At 58.6% G+C, this 21,631-nt stretch carries 22 protein-coding genes; 15 read left to right on the forward strand and 7 right to left on the reverse strand.

The window, feature by feature from the left end:
- Positions 1 to 177 precede the first annotated feature (177 nt).
- Entirely contained in the window at positions 178 to 1,083 is a 906-nt protein-coding gene (locus tag BLR72_RS00005) for an HNH endonuclease (RefSeq protein WP_091943852.1), read from the forward strand.
- Positions 1,084 to 1,105: 22 nt separating this feature from the next.
- Here the strand turns inward: BLR72_RS00005 and BLR72_RS00010 are convergent, their stop codons facing one another.
- From BLR72_RS00010 to BLR72_RS00020, 3 genes are all read right to left on the reverse strand, one after another.
- A complete protein-coding gene (locus BLR72_RS00010) occupies positions 1,106 to 2,077 on the reverse strand; it encodes a WD40 repeat domain-containing protein (protein ID WP_091943855.1) in 972 nt (323 codons plus the stop codon).
- Between the two features lie 11 nt (positions 2,078 to 2,088).
- Positions 2,089 to 3,198, reverse strand: coding sequence for a CobW family GTP-binding protein (locus tag BLR72_RS00015; RefSeq protein WP_091943861.1), 1,110 nt, complete (start codon positions 3,196 to 3,198; stop codon positions 2,089 to 2,091).
- A 116-nt stretch (positions 3,199 to 3,314) separates the two neighbouring features.
- Positions 3,315 to 4,061: a creatininase family protein gene (locus BLR72_RS00020; RefSeq protein WP_091943864.1), complete on the reverse strand. Its 747-nt coding sequence runs from the start codon at positions 4,059 to 4,061 to the stop codon at positions 3,315 to 3,317.
- Positions 4,062 to 4,403: 342 nt separating this feature from the next.
- Here BLR72_RS00020 and BLR72_RS00025 point away from each other — a divergent pair, with 342 nt between their 5' ends.
- The 4 genes from BLR72_RS00025 (at position 4,404) to BLR72_RS00040 (ending at position 7,571) form a co-directional block, all read left to right on the forward strand.
- The gene (locus BLR72_RS00025; protein WP_081815700.1) at positions 4,404 to 4,895 is read left to right on the forward strand and encodes a MarR family winged helix-turn-helix transcriptional regulator; all 492 of its coding nucleotides are present in this window, start codon (positions 4,404 to 4,406) and stop codon (positions 4,893 to 4,895) included.
- A gap of 93 nt (positions 4,896 to 4,988) precedes the next feature.
- Positions 4,989 to 5,909: a DMT family transporter gene (locus BLR72_RS00030; protein ID WP_091943869.1), complete on the forward strand. Its 921-nt coding sequence runs from the start codon at positions 4,989 to 4,991 to the stop codon at positions 5,907 to 5,909.
- 97 nt (positions 5,910 to 6,006) lie between these two features.
- Positions 6,007 to 7,026, forward strand: coding sequence for a LacI family DNA-binding transcriptional regulator (locus tag BLR72_RS00035; RefSeq protein ID WP_027229457.1), 1,020 nt, complete (start codon positions 6,007 to 6,009; stop codon positions 7,024 to 7,026).
- Between the two features lie 83 nt (positions 7,027 to 7,109).
- A complete protein-coding gene (locus BLR72_RS00040) occupies positions 7,110 to 7,571 on the forward strand; it encodes a hypothetical protein (RefSeq protein WP_091943872.1) in 462 nt (153 codons plus the stop codon).
- A gap of 4 nt (positions 7,572 to 7,575) precedes the next feature.
- On the opposite strand, the gene BLR72_RS00045 is transcribed toward BLR72_RS00040, so the two are convergent.
- Complete coding sequence (locus tag BLR72_RS00045; protein ID WP_091943876.1) at positions 7,576 to 8,346, reverse strand: gamma-glutamyl-gamma-aminobutyrate hydrolase family protein; 771 nt, start codon at positions 8,344 to 8,346, stop codon at positions 7,576 to 7,578.
- Between the two features lie 243 nt (positions 8,347 to 8,589).
- Between BLR72_RS00045 and BLR72_RS00050 the strand changes: the two genes are divergently transcribed.
- On the forward strand, positions 8,590 to 9,696 hold the full coding sequence (locus tag BLR72_RS00050; protein WP_027229460.1) for a TRAP transporter substrate-binding protein: 1,107 nt from the start codon (positions 8,590 to 8,592) through the stop codon (positions 9,694 to 9,696).
- 64 nt (positions 9,697 to 9,760) lie between these two features.
- Here the strand turns inward: BLR72_RS00050 and BLR72_RS00055 are convergent, their stop codons facing one another.
- Complete coding sequence (locus BLR72_RS00055) at positions 9,761 to 11,563, reverse strand: TRAP transporter large permease (RefSeq protein WP_091943879.1); 1,803 nt, start codon at positions 11,561 to 11,563, stop codon at positions 9,761 to 9,763.
- Complete coding sequence (locus BLR72_RS00060; RefSeq protein ID WP_091943882.1) at positions 11,556 to 12,140, reverse strand: TRAP transporter small permease subunit; 585 nt, start codon at positions 12,138 to 12,140, stop codon at positions 11,556 to 11,558. The genes BLR72_RS00055 and BLR72_RS00060 overlap by 8 nt, the downstream gene beginning before the upstream one ends.
- A 264-nt stretch (positions 12,141 to 12,404) precedes the next feature.
- Here BLR72_RS00060 and BLR72_RS00065 point away from each other — a divergent pair, with 264 nt between their 5' ends.
- Positions 12,405 to 13,154 carry an SDR family NAD(P)-dependent oxidoreductase gene (locus tag BLR72_RS00065; protein WP_027229463.1) on the forward strand — a complete coding sequence of 250 codons (750 nt, stop codon included), beginning with the start codon at positions 12,405 to 12,407 and terminating at the stop codon, positions 13,152 to 13,154.
- Here the strand turns inward: BLR72_RS00065 and BLR72_RS00070 are convergent.
- Entirely contained in the window at positions 13,151 to 14,050 is a 900-nt protein-coding gene (locus tag BLR72_RS00070) for a branched-chain amino acid ABC transporter permease (RefSeq protein ID WP_091943885.1), read from the reverse strand. The genes BLR72_RS00065 and BLR72_RS00070 overlap by 4 nt on opposite strands.
- A 64-nt stretch (positions 14,051 to 14,114) precedes the next feature.
- On the opposite strand from BLR72_RS00070, the gene BLR72_RS00075 reads away from it, so the two are divergent.
- From BLR72_RS00075 to BLR72_RS00110, 8 genes are all read left to right on the forward strand, one after another.
- Positions 14,115 to 14,723: a CGNR zinc finger domain-containing protein gene (locus BLR72_RS00075; RefSeq protein ID WP_091943887.1), complete on the forward strand. Its 609-nt coding sequence runs from the start codon at positions 14,115 to 14,117 to the stop codon at positions 14,721 to 14,723.
- Positions 14,716 to 15,219, forward strand: coding sequence for a hypothetical protein (locus BLR72_RS00080; RefSeq protein ID WP_027229466.1), 504 nt, complete (start codon positions 14,716 to 14,718; stop codon positions 15,217 to 15,219). The genes BLR72_RS00075 and BLR72_RS00080 overlap by 8 nt, the downstream gene beginning before the upstream one ends.
- Positions 15,220 to 15,386: 167 nt before the next feature.
- On the forward strand, positions 15,387 to 17,690 hold the full coding sequence (locus BLR72_RS00085; RefSeq protein WP_091943890.1) for a putative bifunctional diguanylate cyclase/phosphodiesterase: 2,304 nt from the start codon (positions 15,387 to 15,389) through the stop codon (positions 17,688 to 17,690).
- A 119-nt stretch (positions 17,691 to 17,809) separates the two neighbouring features.
- Complete coding sequence (locus BLR72_RS00090) at positions 17,810 to 17,956, forward strand: DUF3096 domain-containing protein (protein ID WP_081815702.1); 147 nt, start codon at positions 17,810 to 17,812, stop codon at positions 17,954 to 17,956.
- A gap of 137 nt (positions 17,957 to 18,093) precedes the next feature.
- Positions 18,094 to 18,315, forward strand: coding sequence for an aa3-type cytochrome c oxidase subunit IV (locus tag BLR72_RS00095; protein ID WP_027229467.1), 222 nt, complete (start codon positions 18,094 to 18,096; stop codon positions 18,313 to 18,315).
- Positions 18,316 to 18,471: 156 nt separating this feature from the next.
- Positions 18,472 to 19,779 carry a Re/Si-specific NAD(P)(+) transhydrogenase subunit alpha gene (locus tag BLR72_RS00100; protein WP_091946351.1) on the forward strand — a complete coding sequence of 436 codons (1,308 nt, stop codon included), beginning with the start codon at positions 18,472 to 18,474 and terminating at the stop codon, positions 19,777 to 19,779.
- On the forward strand, positions 19,779 to 20,189 hold the full coding sequence (locus BLR72_RS00105; RefSeq protein ID WP_027229469.1) for an NAD(P) transhydrogenase subunit alpha part 2: 411 nt from the start codon (positions 19,779 to 19,781) through the stop codon (positions 20,187 to 20,189). The genes BLR72_RS00100 and BLR72_RS00105 overlap by 1 nt, the downstream gene beginning before the upstream one ends.
- A gap of 2 nt (positions 20,190 to 20,191) precedes the next feature.
- Entirely contained in the window at positions 20,192 to 21,592 is a 1,401-nt protein-coding gene (locus BLR72_RS00110) for an NAD(P)(+) transhydrogenase (Re/Si-specific) subunit beta (RefSeq protein ID WP_091943893.1), read from the forward strand.
- Positions 21,593 to 21,631: the final 39 nt, after the last annotated feature.

Consider the following 21,631-nt stretch of genomic DNA (forward strand, 5'->3'; position numbering starts at 1 on the left):
ACCTGAAGGTCACAGGTTCAAATCCTGTCCCCGCAACCAACATCACAACAAAACAACCCACACAAAAGCCCGGCATCCCCGGGCTTTCCTGCGTTCAAGCGGCAAGTTCACAACAGGGTTCGCTCGCTCCAGCAATGGCCTTGTGGCCTTAATCGTGGAGCGTGCTAGAACACTTTCATGGGATTCGGGGTTTTCATTCACCGCTCAGATTCAATCTACGACGATAGCCCGGCTGAACGATATCAGTTCCCGAGCCAATATCTTGGGCGTGTCCAGGCGTGCGTAGGTGACTGGATCATCTATTACGAGCCGAGGAAGGTGGCAGAAACGCGTGGTTACTTTGCAATAGCAAAGGTGATGCAAATCATCCCAGACCGCAACGCCCCAAACATGCACATCGCATTGATTGAGCCGGGGACTTATCTCGACTTCATCAATCCAGTGCCGTTCAGTAATGAAGATGGCGTGATCGAGCGCGGAGTGCTGAACAATGAAGGGCGCATCTCGGGACGCGCGCAATCGGCTGTGAGGCCAATTTCTCCAAATGACTTCGACAGGATCGTATCTTTGGGCCTGGACGAGACAGAGCCTGAACTGCCAAGAATCGGCGAAGACGTTGGCCCCTTAACAGGTTTTGCCGACGCAGCCCAGGCCCCGTTCATTTTCGAATCCGAACGGCATCGCATCAACCAAATGACATCTCGCATCGTCCGCGACCGTATCTTTCGGCGGCTTGTTCTGGACGCTTACGACAAGCGATGCGCGGTCACTGGACTGAAACTCATCAATGGGGGTGGTCGCGCGGAGGTCAACGCGGCGCATATCCGCCCGGTCGAAGCCAACGGACCAGATATTTTGACGAATGGCGTGGCCCTTTCCGGAACCGTGCACTGGATGTTCGATCGGGGGCTGATTGCCTTCTCCGATGATCTGGAGATTTTGATTTCGCGACAGGCGAATGATCCAGAAGGCATCCAGATGCTCTTCAACAAGACCGGCCGAGCAATCGTTCTACAACGTGTCAGTCAAAGACCGCATCCACATTTCTTGCGGTGGCATCGAGAAAATTGCTTCAAGCACTGAGCGCTTGATGTGCAGTCGGCCGTCAGGCCGTGATATCCACGACGCCGCAATCGCCGGCGTCCGAACCGAAGACCAGCCGATGGCCTGACGCATCCCAATTTATTGCTGAAACTGCTCCCTTGCCGGGGCGGCGCAAGAGCACCTCCTTCTGGTCGGTGAAGCGGGCAACAAGAATCATGCCGTCCGAATAGCCGATGGCGACGATCTCCTCGATCGGATGGCAGGCGACGGCGGTGACGAGACTGTCGCCGCGCGTTCCAAGTTCCAGCGGCGCCTTGCCCATTGGCCCATCCTTGCCGGCAAAGGGCCAGACAATGGCAGCGGGCGCGCCCGATGTCGCCAGCCATTTGCCTTTCACGCTCCAGGACCAGCTCTTTACCTTGTTCGGATAGCCGGTCATGCGCATGTGGCGGCTGTCTTCGAGCCGCCAGCCGTGTAAGGCATTCTCCTGCATCGACGTGACCAGAAACCGGTTGTCGGGGGAGAATACCACGGATACGTGGGCGCCCTTCCACTCGAGTTCCGTCGGCGCACTGTTCGTCGCCGGCCAATGCAGGGTAACGCCATTATAGCGGGCCACCGCAAGCCGCAGTCCCTTTGGTGCGAAAGCGAGGCCCTCAGCGCTGCGTTCATGGGCAAACTCGCGCAATGTTCCGTCGGCTGAATGGACCCATGCCGAGCGGCCTGAACCAAAGGCAATCGCTCCACCGGCGGCAGCGAGCGCGGTAATCCACTTGCGCGGCAACTTGCTTAGTTCTTTTACTTCGCCGTCGAGCCCGGTCGAACAAACCCGGCCGTCTTCTCCACCCGTAAGCAGTGACTTACCATCTGCTGAAAGAACCGCGCGTAGGAGGCCGTCGTGGACCTCGCTCGTCTTATGACCGTTGTCGAGGCGATGGACCGTGCCATCGGCCAGGGCAAAGAATGGAACGTCCCGGATGAAGCGCGCATCGACGCAATGGCCGGCCAGATCGAGCGGTGCAATTGTCGGCATAAGGGCTTGTCCTAGAGGCAGCTTTCAAGGCCAGCCTTAAGGGCGGCATGATCAAGTTGACGGCCGATGAACACCAGTCGGCTCTCGTGCTTTTCGCCATCCTTCCAGGCGCGCTGATGATCGCCTTCGATGATCATGTGCACACCCTGGATGACATAGCGCTCTGGATCGTTCTTAAAGGCCATAATGCCTTTGAGGCGCAGGATGTTCGGACCCTGTTCCTGGGTGATCTTTTGAACCCAGGGGAAGAACTTGTCGGGGTTGAGTTCGCCGGTGCGCAGCGAAACCGACTGGACGGTCACATCGTGAATGGGTGACGCGTGATCATGATGATGGTGGTGCGCGTGGTCGTGGTCGTGGTGCTCATGATCATGATCGTGGTCGTGATGGTGGTGATCGCAGTCCGGACCGCAGGCATGGTCCGGATGATCATGATCGAGGAAGTGCGGATCGCTTTCGAGCGCCCGCTTCAAGTCGAACGCGCCGCGGTCAAGCACACGGGAAAGGTCAATGCCGGCGCGCTCCGTACGATGAATGACGGCATGCGGGTTGATGGCCCGAACCGTCGCTTCGACGGCTGCAAGTTCATCGGCGGAGACAAGGTCGGTCTTGTTTAGAAGGACGACGTCGGCGAAGGCGATCTGGTCTTCGGCTTCACGGCTGTCCTTCAAACGCAGCGGCAGATGCTTGGCATCGACCAGGGCGACGACGGCATCAAGCGCGGTCTTGCTGCGCACGTCATCGTCCATGAAGAAGGTTTGCGCCACCGGCACCGGATCGGCAAGCCCCGTCGTCTCCACGATGATGGCATCAAACCGGCCCGGACGGCGCATCAAGCCCTCGACGACCCGGATCAAGTCGCCGCGAACCGTGCAGCAAATGCAGCCATTGTTCATTTCGTAGATTTCTTCGTCGGATTCGACGATGAGGTCGTTGTCGATGCCGATTTCACCGAACTCATTGACGATGACGGCATAACGCTTGCCATGGTCTTCGCTGAGGATGCGATTGAGCAGCGTCGTCTTGCCGGAGCCAAGATAGCCGGTCAATACGGTTACCGGGATCTGGGCTGCGCGCCCCGTTGCTGCCGCGGCAGCGGATGTCGTTTGAGCTTCACTCATCGTGCGCCTCTTTGGATGGATTGACCCACGATATAGGTGATAAGATTACATATTGCCACACCAAACGCCTTCAATTGCGTGAATGGCTGCTTCAATCGCGTTGAGCATTGATGGTTTTAGACAAGAACAGCCGGATCAAACCGGTCGACATCCTCAATGAGCTCGACGAGTCCTTTGACTCTATGGGCGATAATCGCTTCGCCTGCCGCTGCGGTTGCGCGTGCCGCGTCGCCGGCAACCCCTTGCGGGTTGAGATCACTCATCTTCCAGCCAAAGGCGTGCGGGCCGTAGGCGCGCAGGTGCCTGTAGTCTTTCGCAAATTGCCGCTGTCGAGAGTCGAAGGTTCCCGCCTTGGTCATGTCCACATATCGCGGATAAAGCGCCAGCATCACCGAGGTCTCGATGAAACCGCCGTGAATATCCAGGGCCTTCTCGTCGGGGGAAATAAATCCCTCCGGCAGCCCAAATCGTGTCCAGCTCGTTGCCACCGCAAGCATGTTGAAACGGATACGGAGTTCTGTCGCAACGATTGTCGTCAAGGGCGAATTGCCGCCATGGGCATTGAGAATGACAAGCTTGCGAATACCGCGTTGCGCCAGCTTTTCGCCAATACCGATCCAGCGATGCACCGCCTCGTCGAAGGCGAGCGTCCGCGTGCCGGCGACGTCCATGTGCTCGATCGAATAGCCAACGGGCTCGACAGTCAGCCATTCGACGGACAGCGTCTTGGGAAGCGCCGCCTTTAGGCGCTCGGCCAATCCGGTCGCGATCAGCGTATCAGTTTCGAAGGGAAGGTGCGGACCATGCTGCTCGTGAGCGCCAAGGGGCAAAATGGCGATCATATGTGTGGAGGATATCGGCATGAGGTGCTCATCTGTCGGGCGCTTTGCCTGATCATATCGGTATCCGCATGCGGAGGAAATGCCGCTCCTACATCTTACGGCGTATAAGCAATGCGCTTATTATTGCTTCACGAGCAATTCGTCGGCAAATTTCATCAGATTGTCATATAAGCGTTGTAACGCGATTTTGCCGGGCGGATATTGGGTATAAGTCAACTATCGCGTGCGCTTTTCGGCGAGCAAATTGCTCGTTCCTTCGTAACTCTCCGCGTAATAAACTTTGTCTGTTAACTGCCATCCACCAAACAGAGCTAGCCGTCTTATCATCAACGGAACAACGCTGAAAAGCGAGCAGGAGTTTGAATGGTCAAGGATCGTAAGCCCCTCATTCTTCATCGTCTGCAATCGACCGCGCGGCTGACGCGGACGGCATTGGCGATGCGGCTCCTCGGCCACGGCTTCTATGCGGGGCAGGATGCCGTAATGCTGCAACTTGCGCATGAGGACGGCCTTTCACCCAGCATTCTTGCCAAGCGGCTGGGCGTGCGCCCGCCGACGATCACCAAGACGATTTCGCGACTGCAGACACAGGGGTTCGTCAAGAAGCAGGGCTCGACGACGGACCAGCGCCAGGCTCATATTTTCTTGACCGAAACCGGCAATGAAGCGATCAAGGCCATCGAAAAATCGATCCGCAAGACGGAAAAGGATGCGATGAAGGGTTTCGACAAGAAGGAGCGCAAAGCCTTCGTCAAGATGCTCTCCCGCCTCGAGGTCAATCTGTCGACAGCCGAGCATCTGCGCCAGACGGCGGCCGAAGAGGATCACGACGATGAGGACGCTGACGACGAGTGATTATTCGTCGAAAGTTTTTGCAATCGGCGGTTACAAAGTAGCTTATTTTGTTATCATGGGACTCGCTGCCGCCCGCCTGATTGGTTTGTTTCCTTGCCATCCACACCCTCTACGTCACAGGACTCTGCGCCGTTAGCGGCGATCCTTTATATTTTCGCAACCGGGTTCCTGTTTTCCTGTCTCGACTCAAGCGCCAAGTATCTGGTGCTGTCCGGCGTACCTACCGCATTCGTTTCATGGATGCGGTTCGTTGAGCACACGCTGCTGGTCCTGATCTTCTTTCGGCCATGGTCCAATCCCGGCATATTCAGGGCTCGCAACCTGCCGATGCAGATATTGCGCGGCATCTGCCTGTTCGGTTCGACCTATTTTAACTTCTACGCCCTGCAGACCATGCAATTGGCCGAAACGATGACGATTACCTTTGCGGCGCCCATGGTCATCACGGCGCTCGCCGGACCCATCCTTGGAGAATGGGCAGGCTGGCGGCGCTGGCTTGCCATCATCGTCGCCTTCATTGGCGTTTTGATCATTGCGCGTCCGGGATTTGGCGAACTCAATCCAGGCCTGCCTTATTCGATCACGGCAATGCTGAGCTATTCATTCTATGTGCTGCTCACGAGAAAGATGGCCGCAACTGAATCGCCGGAAAGCCTTATCTTTTATTCCGCCCTTGCGCCGGCGATCTTGATGTCGCCGGCAATCACCCAGGCGGTCCTTCCGCAAACGCCGTTCCAGATCCTGCTTCTATGTCTTCTGGGCTTTTTTGGCGGACTTGGTCATTTCCTCATCATTCTCGCTTATAAGCGCGCAACAACGGCGGCGCTCGCTCCCTATCCGTTTCTTCAGATCATCTGGATGCTGGGTTTCGGCTATTTCATCTTCGGCCAGTTTCCGGATGCCTACACGCTATGCGGAGCCGTGATCATCATAGGTAGCGGCCTTTACGTCGTACACCGCGAGCGCCAGTTGCGAGCGGTCGCAAAATCCCGCCAGGAGCGCAAGAATGGCTGACCGTATCCCTAACGAAAGAACTTTGATTTATTCGGTTGCGGTGGCATAACGCCGTGTAAAGATTACATTTGTCGGACGACACTGCGGGAGGCGGTTTTTGGCGCAAAAGATCAAACTATCGACGATTGCCGACGCGCTGAAAGTGTCCACTGCGACCGTTTCGCTGGCCCTGCGTGATAGTCCTCTCGTCGCCGATCAGACGCGCGAGAAGATCAAGGAACACGCCCGCACGATCGGCTACATTTACAACCGGAGGGCGGCAAGCCTGCGCACGTCGCGATCCGGCATTGTCGGCGTGGTCGTCCATGACATCATGAACCCTTTCTTTGCCGAGATTTTGCGCGCCATCGAAGGTGAACTCGACCGATCCGGGCAAACGTTCATCCTTTCCAATCACTACGACCAATTGGACAAGCAGCGCACCTTCATCGATACGGTTCTGCAGCTTGGCGGCGATGGTGTCATCATGTCGCCCGCGATCGGAACGCCCGCTGAAGATATCCGCATGGCGGAAGACAATGGCCTGCCGGTCGTTCTGATCGCGCGCAGCGTCAAGGATGCGAATGTCCCGGTTTTCCGCGGTGACGACGCCTACGGCATCGGGCTTGCCACCAACCATCTCATTTCGCTCGGCCATACGCGCATCGCCATGGTCGGCGGAACGGACCAGACGTCGACGGGCCGCGACCGCTACGAAGGCTATCTCCAGGCCATGCAGAAGGCCGGCCTCGAGGTAAAGCCCGAGTGGCGAATTCCGGGACCACGCACGAAGCAGGCCGGCTTCGATGCGGCGCCGCAATTTCTTGCGCTGAAGGACCATCCGACGGCGGCCGTCTGCTGGAACGACCTTGCTGCGATCGGCATGATGAACGGTATTGCCCGCGCCGGCCTCGTCGCAGGCGTCGACATCTCCGTCACCGGATATGATGATCTCGAGGAAGCAGCGATTGCGACGCCGGCGCTCACCACGGTCTGGAACGGCCAGCGCGAAGTCGGCCAGCGCGCGGCGAGGGCGCTTCTCGATCAGCTCAATGGCGCCGACACCCATGCACGCCAGGAATTGATCAAGCCTGAACTGCGCATCCGCCAATCCACCTCCAAGCCGAAAGAGCGCTGACGCGCGCGCTGCGACGATGGTTCACGGTTCATTAACGCTACGGGACTAGGGTTTTCGAAAGAGTGACCCCTGTGGAGCTTGGCATGAAACCCGCCAACACGGTCTTGCTCGCCCTTGTGAGCGCAGTTGCAGTCATCGCCATGTTTCTTGATTTTGCCACCTACACGTCAGGTGGGGAAACGAATGTCGATACGGTGACCACCGCGTCGATCACCAGCGAAGAGCCGAGACAGAACGGTATTCTCGATGTGCCGACATTCGTCATCAGCGGCCCGGGCGGCAGTGCGAAATGCAAGGCTTTTCCCGCTGAAAACGGTCTTCCCGGCCACAATGCGCTGACGATCGAGCAGGGCTGCGCCGGTCTCTATCCGCCGCTCGCGCAAGCCAGGAGCTGGCACAATAACGAGGACGGGACGATCGACCTTGCCGATGATACGGGCCGAACCATCGTCGCCTTCAGCCCGGGTGATGGGCTTGCCTATATCAGCATCGAACCGCGCTCCGTCGTCCTTTCGATGTCCACCGAAGGCGTGCTGACGTACTAGATAGCTATTCGGCTGCGTGCAGCCGCTCGCGGCTCGCCTTGTGCGCTCGCGCCGCATCGCCGAAAGCGGTGAAAATCTTGCGCGACGGCGAATCGGTCTTCACCCAGTATTCCGGATGCCATTGCACGCCGACGGCGAAGTTGCGGGCGGTCTTCACCGATACGGCTTCGATCGTGCCATCTTCGGCAACGGCTTCGATCTCGAGCGAGGGCGCTGGCTTCTCGATGGCCTGGCGGTGGACCGAATTGACGTTGATCGAATCGCTGTTCATGACGTCGGCAAGACAGGAGCCAGGTTTAATGCGTATCGGATGACGAATGGCAAAGCGTTCGGCCTGCTGATCCGACTGCGGGGCGCGATGGTCCATGCGGCCGTCGAGTTCCTGAATTTCCGTGGCGAGCGTTCCACCGAGCGCGACGTTCAGTTCCTGAATGCCACGGCAGATGGCGAGAAGCGGAATGCCACGCTCGATGGCGCGCCGAATGAGCGGCAGGGAGGTCGCGTCGCGTGCCGGATCGTAAGGCTCGTGCGCCGGGCTAGGCTCCGCTCCATAGAGCGCGGGATGAACATTGGACTTGGAGCCCGTAATCAGCACCCCGTCGACCCCGTCGAGAATAGCGTCGATATCAAGCCCATCCCCAAAGGAAGGGACGATGAGCGGAATAACGCCAGCGGCATCATAGGCAGCCATCAGGTACTGATCGGGCGCTGCGTGCCAGGTATAGTTTTCGAAAGCGCGTACATCGGATGTTATGGCGACGAGGGGTTGCCGCATGGAAGTGCTCCCGCAAAGATTGTTCCCTCTATTTAGTGCAATTCCCCAGCGTTTCCAATGGCCGGAGAGGCGCCGTGACATTCGCGCCGGAATCGGAATTGCGACGAGAATCCTGCAACAATATCAATCCACTTACTGCCCGTGCGGCTTTGTCGGTTCATCCGCTGGACTTGAAATAGTGAGTGTGTATGGTGATCGCGGGATCGGGAGAATGGTCCAGATCAATTGTTTGGAGGAGATTTTATGGATCGTCGTTCATTTATCACAAAGGCTGGATTTGCCGGTGTCGGTGCGGCCGCAGCAACGACGCTTGCTGCGCCCGCGATCGCGCAGTCGCTGCCGAAAATCACATGGCGGTGCGCGTCGTCATTTCCGAAATCGCTGGATACGATCTATGGCGGCGCGGAAGTGCTTTCGAAGTACCTGAAGGAAGCCACGGACGGGAATTTCGTAATCCAGCCATTTGCAGCCGGTGAAATCGTGCCCGGCCTGCAGGCTGCTGACGCGGCGGCAGCCGGTACTGTCGAGCTTTGCCATACGGTCGCGTACTATTACTGGGGCAAGGACCCCACCTGGGCGCTCGGCGCTGCCGTTCCGTTTGCGCTGAATGCGCGGGGCATGAATGCCTGGCAGTATCATTTGGGCGGTATCGATCTCCTCAACGAGTTCTTCAACAAGCAGGGCCTGCAGGTCTATCCCGGCGGCAATACCGGCGTGCAGATGGGCGGCTGGTTCCGCAAGGAAATCAAGACGGTCGAAGACCTCAAGGGAGTCAAGATGCGGGTCGGCGGGTTTGCCGGCAAGGTGCTCGAAAAGCTCGGTGTCGTGCCGCAGCAGATCGCCGGCGGCGACATCTATCCATCGCTGGAAAAGGGCACGATCGACGCTGCCGAATGGGTCGGACCCTACGACGACGAGAAGCTGGGCTTCCAGAAGGTTGCGCCGTTCTACTACTATCCCGGCTGGTGGGAAGGCGGTCCGACGGTCAGCTTCATGGTCAACAAGGCGAAGTGGGATTCGCTTCCGCCTGCTTACCAATCTCTCTTCCGCACGGCAGCGCAGGCCACCGATGCCGACATGCTTCAGAAGTACGATTCGCTCAATCCGGCGGCGATCAAGCGCCTCGTCGCGAGCGGCGCGCAGCTGCGTCCGTTCAGCCCGGAGATCATGAGCGCCTGCTTCGAAGCGGCCAACGGCGTCTACGGCGAGATGGAAGCCACAAACCCCGAGTTCAAGAAGATCTGGGATTCGATCAAGGCGTTCCGCAACGAGCACTTCCTCTATGCGCAGGTCGCGGAATATTCCTTCGATACGTTCATGATGATCCAGCAGCGCAACGGCAAGCTCTAGGCGCTGAATACAGCCAAAAGCAAAACCCCGGGAACCTTGCGGTCCCCGGGGTTTTTTGTTGCCGTCACATCTTCGGTGGCTGGCTGAGGTCAGGCACCGGCGGCTGCGCCGGGGCGGCCGGTTGCCCAGGCGCTGCCGGATTTGGCGCAGGCCCACCTAAAGGCGGCGGTGAACTCAGATCGTTGGCGGGGCCACCGAGGCCGTTGCCAAGTCCGCCTCCACCCAATCCGTTGCCGAGCCCGTTGTCGCCGCCAAAACCCGGAACCTCGATCTTGATCTGCGACGGGTCGACGACCGGGCCGGTGCCCTTGTAGTGCATGACCATTTGCGGGAACATGATGGTAAGCGCCACCATCAGCACCTGGATGCCGACGAACGGCACGGCGCCCCAGTAGATTTGCCCCGTGGTGATCGGCTGGATCTTCTTGCCGGTAATCTTGTCGAGATAGGGCACCTTTGCCGCAACCGAGCGCAAATAAAAGAGCGCGAAGCCGAAGGGAGGGTGCATGAAGCTCGTCTGCATATTGATGCCAAGGAGGACGCCGAACCAGATCAGGTCGATGCCAAGCTTGTCTGCGGCAGGTGCCAGGAGTGGCACGATGATGAAGGCGAGCTCAAAGAAATCGAGGAAGAACGCGAGGAAGAAGACAAGCAGGTTGACGGCAATCAGAAAGCCGACTTCGCCCCCCGGCAGGGAGACCAGGAGGTGTTCCACCCAGACGTGCCCGTTCACGCCGTAGAAGGTAAGCGAGAACACGCGTGCGCCGAGGAGGATGAACATGACGAAGGATGAAAGCCGCGTCGTCGATGCCAGCGCCTGGTTGATCACGGTCATGTTGAGGCGGCCCTTGGAGGCAGCCATCACCAGCGCACCGACAGCGCCCATCGCGCCGCCTTCGGTCGGCGTGGCGATGCCCAGGAAAATGGTGCCGAGCACTAGGAAGATCAGGGCGAGCGGCGGTATGAGGACTATGATCACCTGCTGGGCAAGCCGCGACATCGTGTTCATGCCGAACGCCCGGTCGGCGAGCGCATAGAGATAGATGGCAATGATGGCGATGGTGCCGCCCCAAATATCCGCGTTCGCACCGGCACTTTGCGCGAGCATCTTATGCGCGCCATAGGCGATGGCCCCGGCAACGACGAGGGCGACTATCAGCGATGTGACGCCGGAGCCGAGCGTGCGCGCTTCCTTGGGCAGGGCCGGCATCGAATCGCGCCTCAGGAAGGTCATGGCAAGGATGTAAAGCATGTAGAGCCCGGTCAGCACGAGACCAGGAATAATCGCGCCATGATACATGTCGCCCACCGAGCGCCCGAGCTGGTCGGCAAGGACGATGAGCACGAGGGAAGGCGGAATGATCTGCGCCAGGGTTCCGGAGGCGGCGATGACGCCCGAGGCGACACGCCTGTCGTAGCCGTACCGCATCATGATGGGGAGCGAGATCAAGCCCATCGCGATGACTGAGGCAGCGACAACACCGGTTGTTGCCGCGAGCAGCGCGCCGACGAAAATGACGGCATAGGCGAGACCGCCGCGAATGGGCCCGAAGAGCTGACCGATGGTGTCGAGAAGGTCCTCGGCCATGCCGGACCGCTCAAGAATGATGCCCATGAAGGTGAAGAATGGAATGGCGAGCAGGGTCTCATTGGACATCTGTCCCCAAAACCGGTCAGGTAGGGCATAGAGCAACGGCCAGGAGAGTGTGATGCTGCCGTTCGACAGCGGCGCAAGTTCGACCCCGACGAAGAAGAACAAAAGGCCATTTGCGGCGAGGGCAAACGCGACGGGATAGCCGATCAACAGGAAGATGATCAGCGAAGCGAACATGATCGGCGCCATGTTCTGCGCGATAAATTCAATCATTGCGCGCTCCCGCAATCGTCGCCACTTCCTGTTCCGCGATTTCCTCCATCGAAACGGGTGGGTTAGGGTCGGGCATGTCGCCGCGTATTACCGCGATTTTCTTGATGATTTCGGAGACGCCCTGGAAGCCGAGGAGTACGAACCCAGCGAGAAGAATGAGCTTGGCAGGCCACAGAATGAGGCCGCCGGCGCTTGATGAGACTTCGCCGCTCTTGAAGGAGAGCCGCACATAGGGGATGAAATAGAAGATCATCAGAATGACGAACGGCATCAGGAAGAAGAGGTGCCCGAGAAGATCGATCCAATGCTGCACGCGCCTTGAAAAAGCGCCGTAGACGATATCGATGCGGATATGCTCGTTTTGCTGCAGCGTATAGGCGGCGGCAAGCATGAAGGCGCCGCCGAAGAGATACCATTGCAGTTCAAGCCAGGAGTTAGACGAAACGTTGAACGCCTTGCGAATGATCGCATTGCCGGCGCTGACGACGACCGCTAGGAAGATCAGCCAGGCGACGCCGCGCCCGACGAGTTCATTGATACGATCGATCGTTCGCGAAATCGCGAGCAAAGCCGGCATTGGCGTCCTCCCAATTCATTCAGATAGCCGGCAATACACCCCGCTCTTCGCGGTGGCCCTCCCAGCCTTGCCTATAAGAACATCTTCACGCTCTGGTTGCAGCACGGGATCTGAAACCATCAACAGAATTGATTAGTTCATAAAGGGATACGATAGGCCGCAGGTCCAGCGCCAAGTGGTATAACGTTCAGCAGTTGTCATGTGTCGAGCCGCGGTCTAACAGTTGCTGGACAAATGATGCAGGACTTACTGGTAAAAGGGCGAATGGCAGGCGAATCTTCTCTTTCAGTTGCAGGTAAAACCATTGTGGTCACCGGTGGATCCTCCGGTCTCGGGCTGCGTATGGTGGAAGTCCTTGCGGCCAACGGCGCAAATGTTGTTTCAATCTCGCGAACGGCGGTCCCGGAAGGTTCATGCAATCCCAGAATCCTCAGCATTGTCGGGGACGTCACGAAAGCGTCCGATATCGAACGTGCATTCGATGAGGCTGAAAGCTGGAAGGGCACTGTGACGGTCCTGTTCAACAATGCCGGGGTTGCCGAGATCATCCGGGCGATAGACACGACCCGCGACCAGTTGCGCCGCATTCTCGAGGTCAATGCGGAAGGCGCGTTCTTCGTCGCCCAGGAGGCCGCCAAGCGGATGATCGCCAAAGGCGTCGGTGGCTCCATCGTCAACCTCTTGAGCATTCTTGCCGACACCCCCATCAAGGGTTCCACCGCCTACGCCATGTCGAAGGCCGCCGCTTCTGTGATGACCCGCTCGATGGCGCTTGAATGGGCGGCACATGGAATCAGGGTCAATGCGATTGCTCCCGGCTGGTTTCCGACCCGCCTCAACGAAGACCTGATGGATGGGCCGGCGCGCGGCTTCCTGAAAGGCAAGAATCCCATGCGACGCCTGGGAGAACCGCAAGATATCGATGGCGCCGTACTCATGCTTGCGTCTGACGCGAGCAGCTATATCACCGGCACGGTAATCACCATCGATGGCGGTCACAGCCTGCAGGGTTAGATGCGCTCCTCGCCCTGGCCCGTGATGCGGGTGGCGAGTACGAAGACCAGCAGGGAAAAAACGGCGACATCCCGCCACAGAACGGAAAAATATCCGCCCCAGAGCGATTCGACCATGCCGACAAGGGCTGCGCCACAGGCAGCATGAAGCGGCCGTGAGAAGCCGCCGGCCGCGGTGATGAAGAGGATTTTCAATCCGAAGATCATGCCGGTGTTGAAGCTGATATTGCCGTAGTAGAGCGCTGCCAGAAATCCCGCCAGCGCACATATGCCGTATGCGGCAAGGATGGCCTGCGTTCTCACTCGCTTCGGATCGATCCCGCACATGGCGGTTGCCTGCGGCTCGTCGCTCACGGCACGCCAGATACGTCCCGCCGCCGTTCGCAGCATGATCGCTTCACCGCAAGCGATCACGGTGAGCGCCACAGCGATGTTGAGAACCTGCATCTGGGTGAGGCTGATATCCACCTGCGGGCCAAGGACCGGCACGGGTTGCGACAGCATGGGCGGCAGCCAGTAATCGCGCGTGTTGGCAGCGATGCGGGAAAGCTCGGCAAGAAATATGCTGAGGCCAAGGGTTGCGACAAGGATCGTGTTGCGCGTGCCGGCTTCGAGCGGCGCATAAATCACCCTAGCGATTACATAGCCGCCGGTCATGACATAGACGAGAGCGATCAGTAGACCGAAGGCCAGGGCGGCGGGCAGGGTCATCCAGAGGATCGACCAGGCAAAGGCCGCGACAAGAATAAAGGTCTGCCCGGAAAAGGCAAAGATTGCGCCGAGCGAAAGGTCGGTCCTGTGCGTGAGACCGTGGATCAGGACATAGCCATAGGCAAGCAGCGCGTAGAGTGCCGCATTGTGGATTCCGTTCAACAGGAGCTGCAGGAAATAGGTCAATCACTCCTCGCCTTTGCAAATCATTCTAACTTGCAAAACCTATTTTACCAGTTAGAATTTGGCGATGACCTTTGAATGGAATGCACATCGTTTCAGCGGGGGCGTATTGGCACTCGACCTCGCCAATACCGTCATCTTTCGCGAGTCGCCCGAACGGTCGCTCGATCGCTTTTCCGATCCCGCCGAAGTTACGCGCTTTGCTGCGGCGGCGGCGGATTTCCGTCAGGGGGAGTGGGGAAACGTCGAGTTCCGCCCGCCACTTTCCGAGCGGGAGATCACAGGCCTCATCGACATGCGCGAAGCGATAAATCGCCTGTTCAGGACGGCGGTGCATGGCGGCGGATTGAGCCGCGCGCCGCTCTCCGAATTCTTGCGCCTCGGGTCGAAACTCGTCGGCGACGAACCGGGAAACCAAGCGCTCGCGCTGCCGCAGCCCTCCAGGGACGGCGGGCGAATATCCCTGGCGGCGGCGTCATTCCTCTCCGGGGTGCGTCTGTTTGAGCCTTTGCGCCTGGAACGCATCAAGGTCTGCCCGAATTGCCACTGGCTCTACTTTGACGAGAGCCGCAATCGCAGCCGCCGCTGGTGCGACATGAATGTCTGCGGCAACAGGGCCAAGGCTCGCCGCTATTACGATCGCAACGCCAAGCAGATGGTAAGCGGCCATGTCTAGGACGAAGAATGCCTCGCGCCGGATGGCAACCTGTTTGCTTGCCCTTGCGGTTACGCTGGCGGCATGCCGCGATAGCGGTCAGGGCGATTATGTCAACGTTTCCGGCAAGATTTTCGTCTTCAATTATCGTATCGCCGAGGCGACCTATCTTCTCACCCTGGCGAAACTGCGCAAGATTCCCGATGGCTCGTCATTGGAGACCACTTTCGAAAATCCGGCTGGTGGCGATCCCTTTGTCGTGCGGCAAGATATATGGCCGACAATGGACAAGATCACCGTCGAAAGCCCACCCGTCAAATGCGTGAAAGCGAACCGGGAGTATCAGGTGACGATGCGGCTCGAAGATGCAAAAGGCGTCGTGCTTCAGACCATCGAGCGAAAGATGATCTCGGACACCGATCAGTCACTCATGCCCGACAAGCCACTTGTTGTTGGACCGTTCTACGATCCCAATCCCGACAAGCAACCAGCCCCGCCGACGATATGCCCGGCATAGCGATGATCTTCTTTTAGAAATTGGTAATTCTATTTGCCGGTTGTTGGGAATTTCTGGCGACAGAAGATGAATTAAACGATTTAGTCGGAAGTGCGATTTATAACGCTGGCATCGTTGGCGTTCCTCGTCGACATTCCCGGTACGGGCAAAGTTTTGCGGGCCTATTGATGAAAGTTGAAGCCAACGACGGCTTGTCGATCGAGCTGATTGCGGTTCGCACACTATATGCGAACGGCAAGGCGACGTGGTGGAGTTCGATCATTCAGATCCTCGCCACGGCGACAATCTATTTGAAGACGCATCATGCGATCTATCTTGCCTTCGCGCTGGCCTTTCTGGTGGTCGACCTCGCGCGCACCGCCAATGCCGGCGCTTTCGAACGCGCCAATCTTGTGTCAGCTTCGGCGGGAACGCTGAAGAGGTGGGAATGGCGCTATTTGCTCGGCGCGCTTGCAAGCTGTTCGGTGCTCGGGGCCCTATGCTTTGTCAGCATCTACATGCTTCCCGATGCGACCGCCGCGATCACCAGCGTCATCATTGTTGCTGGATCGATGCTTGCGCTTGTCACGCGCAATTACGTCTCGCCGATGGTCGTCCTCGGCCTGTCGATTGGAATTCTCGCACCGCTTTGCGCGACCTTGGTGCTGCTCGGTGGCGTCTATAACTGGCTGCTTGCCCTGCTGATCCTTCCATATTTCTGGAGCAATATCGGCGTTGCGGGCAGTCTTCGCAATTCGCTCTTCGATGCACTGCTGGGCAAGCGCCAGCTCGCTCGCGTCGCCACCAATTTCGATGCTGCGCTCAATGGTATGCCGCAGGGCCTGCTGATGTTCGATGGCCAGCAGACGATAACCGTCGCCAACATGAAGGCGGCGAAGATGATGGGTTTCGATTCTCCGGCTCAGCTCGAAGGGAGGTCGCTCGCAACCTTGTTGCGGCTTGCCCAATCGCGTTCCTATTTCCCCGAGGATGCACTGCAATCCTTGCGCATCAAGATGCAGGATTTGCTGTCCGGTTCAAAACAGCGCGACACGTTTGAATCACCGAACAAGCGCCACTATGAATTCACGGCGACGCCCGATCCCGAGCATGGCACCGTGCTCGTCATCCAGGATGTCACGCGGCGTGCGGACGCCGAAGCACAGATCAACCGCATGGCGCGCTTCGACAGCCTGACGGGCCTTCCCAACCGCAGCCAGTTTGCCGAAATCGCCGCGACGTATGCCGACGACATGGTGCAGGGCGCGCAGATCGCCCTCATGGTGATCGATATCGATGGCCTGAAACGAACCAACGATACATTCGGCCATCGCATCGGCGATGAAATGCTGCGCGCCTTTGCCGACCGGCTGAGCCTGGTCGAGGCTGACCGGCCCTTGCTCTCGCGCTTCGGCAGCGACGAATTCGTGCTGCTGTTTTCCGCCTGCTCGCATGAGGAAACGATTGGAACGGTCGAGCGGATCATGTCCGCCATTACCGGCATATACAGTGTTTCGGGTCACGATATCCAGACCGGCGCCCGCGCCGGCGTCGCCATCGTCGAGGTGGATGCGTTTGACCTCTCGGTGATGCACATGAATGCGGATCTGGCGCTCGATGTCGCCAAGAAGGATAGCCAGAAGAACTGGGCGGTCTTTGTCCAGACTATGGATCATACCTTCCGGTCGAAGCAGCGGTTGCGTGCGGATCTTCGCCGGGCCATCGCGGAAGGCACTCTCTCGGTCGCCTACCAGCCGATCGTCAATATCCGCACCTCGCGCATGACCGCGTGCGAGGCGCTGTCGCGGTGGGACCATCCGGAATTCGGAGCCATATCACCTGCCGAGTTCATCCCGCTCGCAGAAGAAATGGGGCTGATCTCGGACCTGACCCGCAACGTCATCGACCGCGCGGTGATGGATTGCCGCAACTGGAATTCGCGTATCGCCGTTTCGGTCAACCTTTCCTCGCATGATCTGCAGAACCGCAATACGGTCAGTGTCATCCAATCCGCTTTGAAACGGCACGCGATCGAGCCGCACCTTCTTGAAGTGGAGGTCACGGAAGGCGCGCTCATAACCGACCGCGCCACGACCGGCAGCGTGCTTGCCGAGCTGAAGGGTTACGGCGTGCAGGTCGCCATCGACGATTTCGGCACCGGTTATTCCAGCCTGAGCTATCTCAAGAACTTGCCGGTCAACAAGGTCAAGATCGACCGTTCTTTCATTGCCGACATCGCTGAAGAGGGACGATCGCTGAAACTTTTGCGCGGCATCGTCCACATGTCACATGAACTCGGCTTGTCGGTGACCATCGAAGGGCTCGAAACGAGCGCGCAATCGGAACTCGTCAATCAGCTCGTCGGCGCCGAGCACGTTCAAGGCTTTCTCTACGGTGCTGCGATGTCCGCCGATGACATCGTGAAGCTGCTCGATGTGACGATGGAACACAAGCTCGTGGGCAACGAAGCTGGCCCGCACGTCTTTCACTGAACGGTTGTTTGCCAATTTGAATATAAATTAAACGATCCCGGTCCGTTACCGACAGAATCATTGTATTCGAATAGCGCTCTGTTCTGAGCTGGTAGCTTGCGCACACAAAGGATACCGAAATGATTGCTGAAATCGCCATCGCACCACTCGTCGCCCTGATCGCCGGCATCGTCATATTGATCGCCCCGCGATTGCTGAACTATGTCGTTGCGCTCTACCTGATCATCATTGGCGTTGTCGGTCTTTTTCCGCATCTTCTCGGTTAGTTAATTCGGCTCGACCGCGATGAAACTCTATTCTTGATTTATATTGATCGAGGTCAGGGTGAGCGACGATCTGCGCATTGCGCAGTTGTCGGCTTTTCGCTATTGCCTTTACGACGTCGACTAGAAGAGGTTTGAAGATGGCTGAACATCACGACACCACGCCTGCAGAACTGGGCGCCCCCATGGACTATGCGGAGCATGAGAAGACCTACAATCTTTTTCTCTCGCTTTCGAAATGGGGCTTCGTTTCCTGCATAGCGCTGGTCGTTGCCATGGCTTTCGGCTTTTTCGCCGGGGGATTCTTTTCTGCTCTGGTTCTTTTCTTTGTCATTTGCGGAGCTGCCTGGTTCCTCCTTTAGGGCGCGCTGGTTCTCAAGAGCCTGGACGTCCGTCCAAAGCCCGTTCGATCTTGACCGGGCGGGTCTTTAAGACTGCCAATCGTTACAAGCGGGAAGGCGCGCTGGTCCGACAGGCCACTGCCTTGTAGTGAAAACTTGCTTTGGGGGGTGAAGAGCTTGGCTCAGACACTATTCATACCGAAAGAGACCGATGCCAACGAGGCGCGCGTCGGCGGCTCGCCGGAGACGGTAAAGCGGCTTATTGGCCTTGGCTTCAACGTCGTTGTCGAAACGGGTGCCGGAACCGCGTCGCGCATTCCTGACGCAGAGTTTACGGGCGCCGGCGCAAGTATCGGCAAGGCCGCGGACGTCAAGGACGCCGACATTGTCCTCAAGGTGCGCCGACCCGCTTCCCCTGAGCTCAAATCCTACAAGAAAGGCGCAGTCGTCATCGCCATGCTCGATCCTTACGGCAATGACAGCGCCGTCAAGGAACTCGCCGATGCCGGGCTTACCGCCTTCACCATGGAGTTCATGCCGCGCATCACCCGCGCGCAGGTGATGGACGTTCTTTCCAGCCAGGCCAATCTTGCCGGCTACCAGGCGGTCATCGATGCCGCCGAAGAATATGACCGCGCCTTGCCGATGATGATGACAGCAGCAGGCACGGTGCCGGCCGCGAAAGTCTTCGTCATGGGTGTCGGCGTCGCTGGCCTGCAAGCTATCGCAACTGCGCGCCGCCTTGGAGCTGTGGTAACCGCCACGGACGTCCGTCCTGCGGTCAAGGAGCAGGTCGCATCGCTTGGCGCCAAATTTCTCGCCGTCGAGGACGAGGAATTCAAGGCTGCCGAGACCGCTGGCGGTTACGCCAAGGAAATGTCGAAGGAATATCAGGCAAAGCAGGCGGCGCTGGTCAATGATCACATTGCCAAGCAGGATATCGTCATCACAACGGCGCTTATCCCCGGTCGTCCGGCACCGAGGCTGGTGACACGCGAAATGTATGCGCGCATGCGTCCGGGTTCGGTTCTGATCGATCTTGCGGTCGAGCGCGGCGGCAACGTCGAAGGCGCGGTGGCTGGCAAGATCACCGAGATCGATGGGGTCAAGATCGTTGGACATCTCAACGTCCCGGGCCGTATTGCGGCGACTGCCTCGCAGCTCTACGCGAAGAACCTCGTCGCTTTTGTCGAGACGCTGGTCGACAAGGAAGCGAAGGTGCTGAAAATCAATTTCGACGACGAACTCGTCAAGGCGACCATGTTGACCCATGACGGCAAGGTGGTTCACCCGAACTTTGCCCAGGCCGCTGCGGCTGTTGCTGCCCCTGCCGAGACGCCGGCTGCCAAGCCTGTCGCCAAGAAGGCCGCGCCGGCCAAGCCTGCCGCTCTAAAAGACGCCGCAGTGAAACCGGCCGCCAAGAAAGCCGCGCCGAAAAAGGCTGCTGCATCCAAGGCGGCGCCAAAGACTGAAGGAGAGGCATGATGGCTGATGCTACACTCGAAAAGGCCCTCGAGACCCTGAACCAGGCCACCGAGATCGTCCGTCAGGCTGCCGAAAACATGCCGGAAGCCGCTGGCGCCGCGGCCCACGCCGTTTCAGGCGGAGTGGTCGATCCGTTCGTCTTCCGCCTCGCAATTTTCGTCCTGTCGATCTTCGTCGGTTACTACGTTGTCTGGTCGGTGACGCCGGCACTGCACACGCCGCTCATGGCCGTTACCAACGCGATCTCATCCGTCATCGTCGTCGGCGCGCTCTTGGCGGTCGGTCTGTCGGCGAGCGGCTTTGCGACCGGCTTCGGTTTCATCGCGCTCGTGCTCGTCAGCGTGAATATCTTCGGGGGCTTCCTGGTCACCCACCGCATGCTCGCCATGTACAAGAAGAAGGAAAAGTGAGCATGAGTGTGAATATCGCAACTTTCCTTTATCTCGTCTCCGGCGTGCTCTTCATCCTTGCGCTGCGCGGCCTTTCGCATCCGACGACCAGCCGGCAGGGCAACTACTACGGCATGACGGGCATGGGCATTTCCATCGCGACAACGCTGGCACTTGCCGAGCCTAGCTTCAAGGGTCTCGGCCTGATCGTCCTCGGTCTTGCCATCGGCGGCGCTGCCGGCGCGTACATTGCCAAGCGTATCGCCATGACGGCAATGCCGCAGCTTGTTGCCGCGTTCCACTCACTCGTCGGTCTGGCTGCGGTCATGGTTGCCGCGGCCGCGATCTATTCGCCCGACTCTTTCGGGATCGGCGAAGTCGGCAGCATCCATGGCCAGGCGCTCGTGGAAATGTCGCTCGGCGTCGCCATTGGCGCGATCACCTTCACCGGCTCGATCATCGCCTTCCTGAAACTTGACGGCCGCATGTCGGGCAAGCCAATCATGCTGCCCGGACGCCATGTGCTCAACATTGCTCTTCTTGCTGCCATAGTGCTCCTGGTGATCGCGCTGGTCCTGACCGAGAGCCATGCGATCTTCTGGCTGATTGTCATCCTGTCGCTGGTGCTCGGTGGCCTGATCATCATCCCCATCGGCGGCGCGGACATGCCTGTCGTCGTCTCGATGCTGAATTCCTATTCCGGCTGGGCGGCGGCGGGCATCGGCTTTACGCTCGGCAACCTCGCGCTGATCATCACCGGCGCGCTGGTTGGTTCGTCCGGTGCGATCCTGTCCTATATCATGTGCAAAGGCATGAACCGTTCGTTCATTTCGGTCATCCTCGGCGGCTTCGGCGGCGAGACCAGCACTGCTGCCGGCGGTGAAGTCGAACAGCGCCCGGTCAAGCAGGGCTCCGCCGACGATGCTGCCTTCATCATGAAGAACGCCTCCAAGGTCATCATCGTGCCCGGCTACGGCATGGCCGTTGCGCAGGCACAGCATGCCCTGCGCGAGATGGCCGACAAGCTGAAGGCAGAAGGCGTTGAAATCAAATACGCCATCCATCCGGTTGCTGGACGCATGCCTGGTCACATGAACGTGCTTCTTGCCGAGGCCAATGTGCCTTACGACGAGGTCTTCGAGCTCGAAGACATCAATTCGGAGTTCGCACAGGCCGACGTCGCCTTCGTCATCGGCGCCAATGACGTCACCAACCCGGCGGCAAAGACCGATCCGAAATCGCCGATCTTCGGCATGCCCATCCTTGATGTCGACAAGGCGGGGACGGTGCTTTTCATCAAGCGCGGCATGGGCTCCGGCTATGCGGGCGTCGAGAACGAATTGTTCTTCCGCGACAACACCATGATGCTCTTTGCCGATGCCAAGAAGATGGTAGAGAATATCGTCAAGGCGCTGGACCACTGAACTTGTGTTTCGCGAATGCGGCAAAGGCCCGCCATCGGC

This window comes from Phyllobacterium sp. YR620 (assembly GCF_900104165.1).
Classification (GTDB): domain Bacteria; phylum Pseudomonadota; class Alphaproteobacteria; order Rhizobiales; family Rhizobiaceae; genus Phyllobacterium; species Phyllobacterium pellucidum.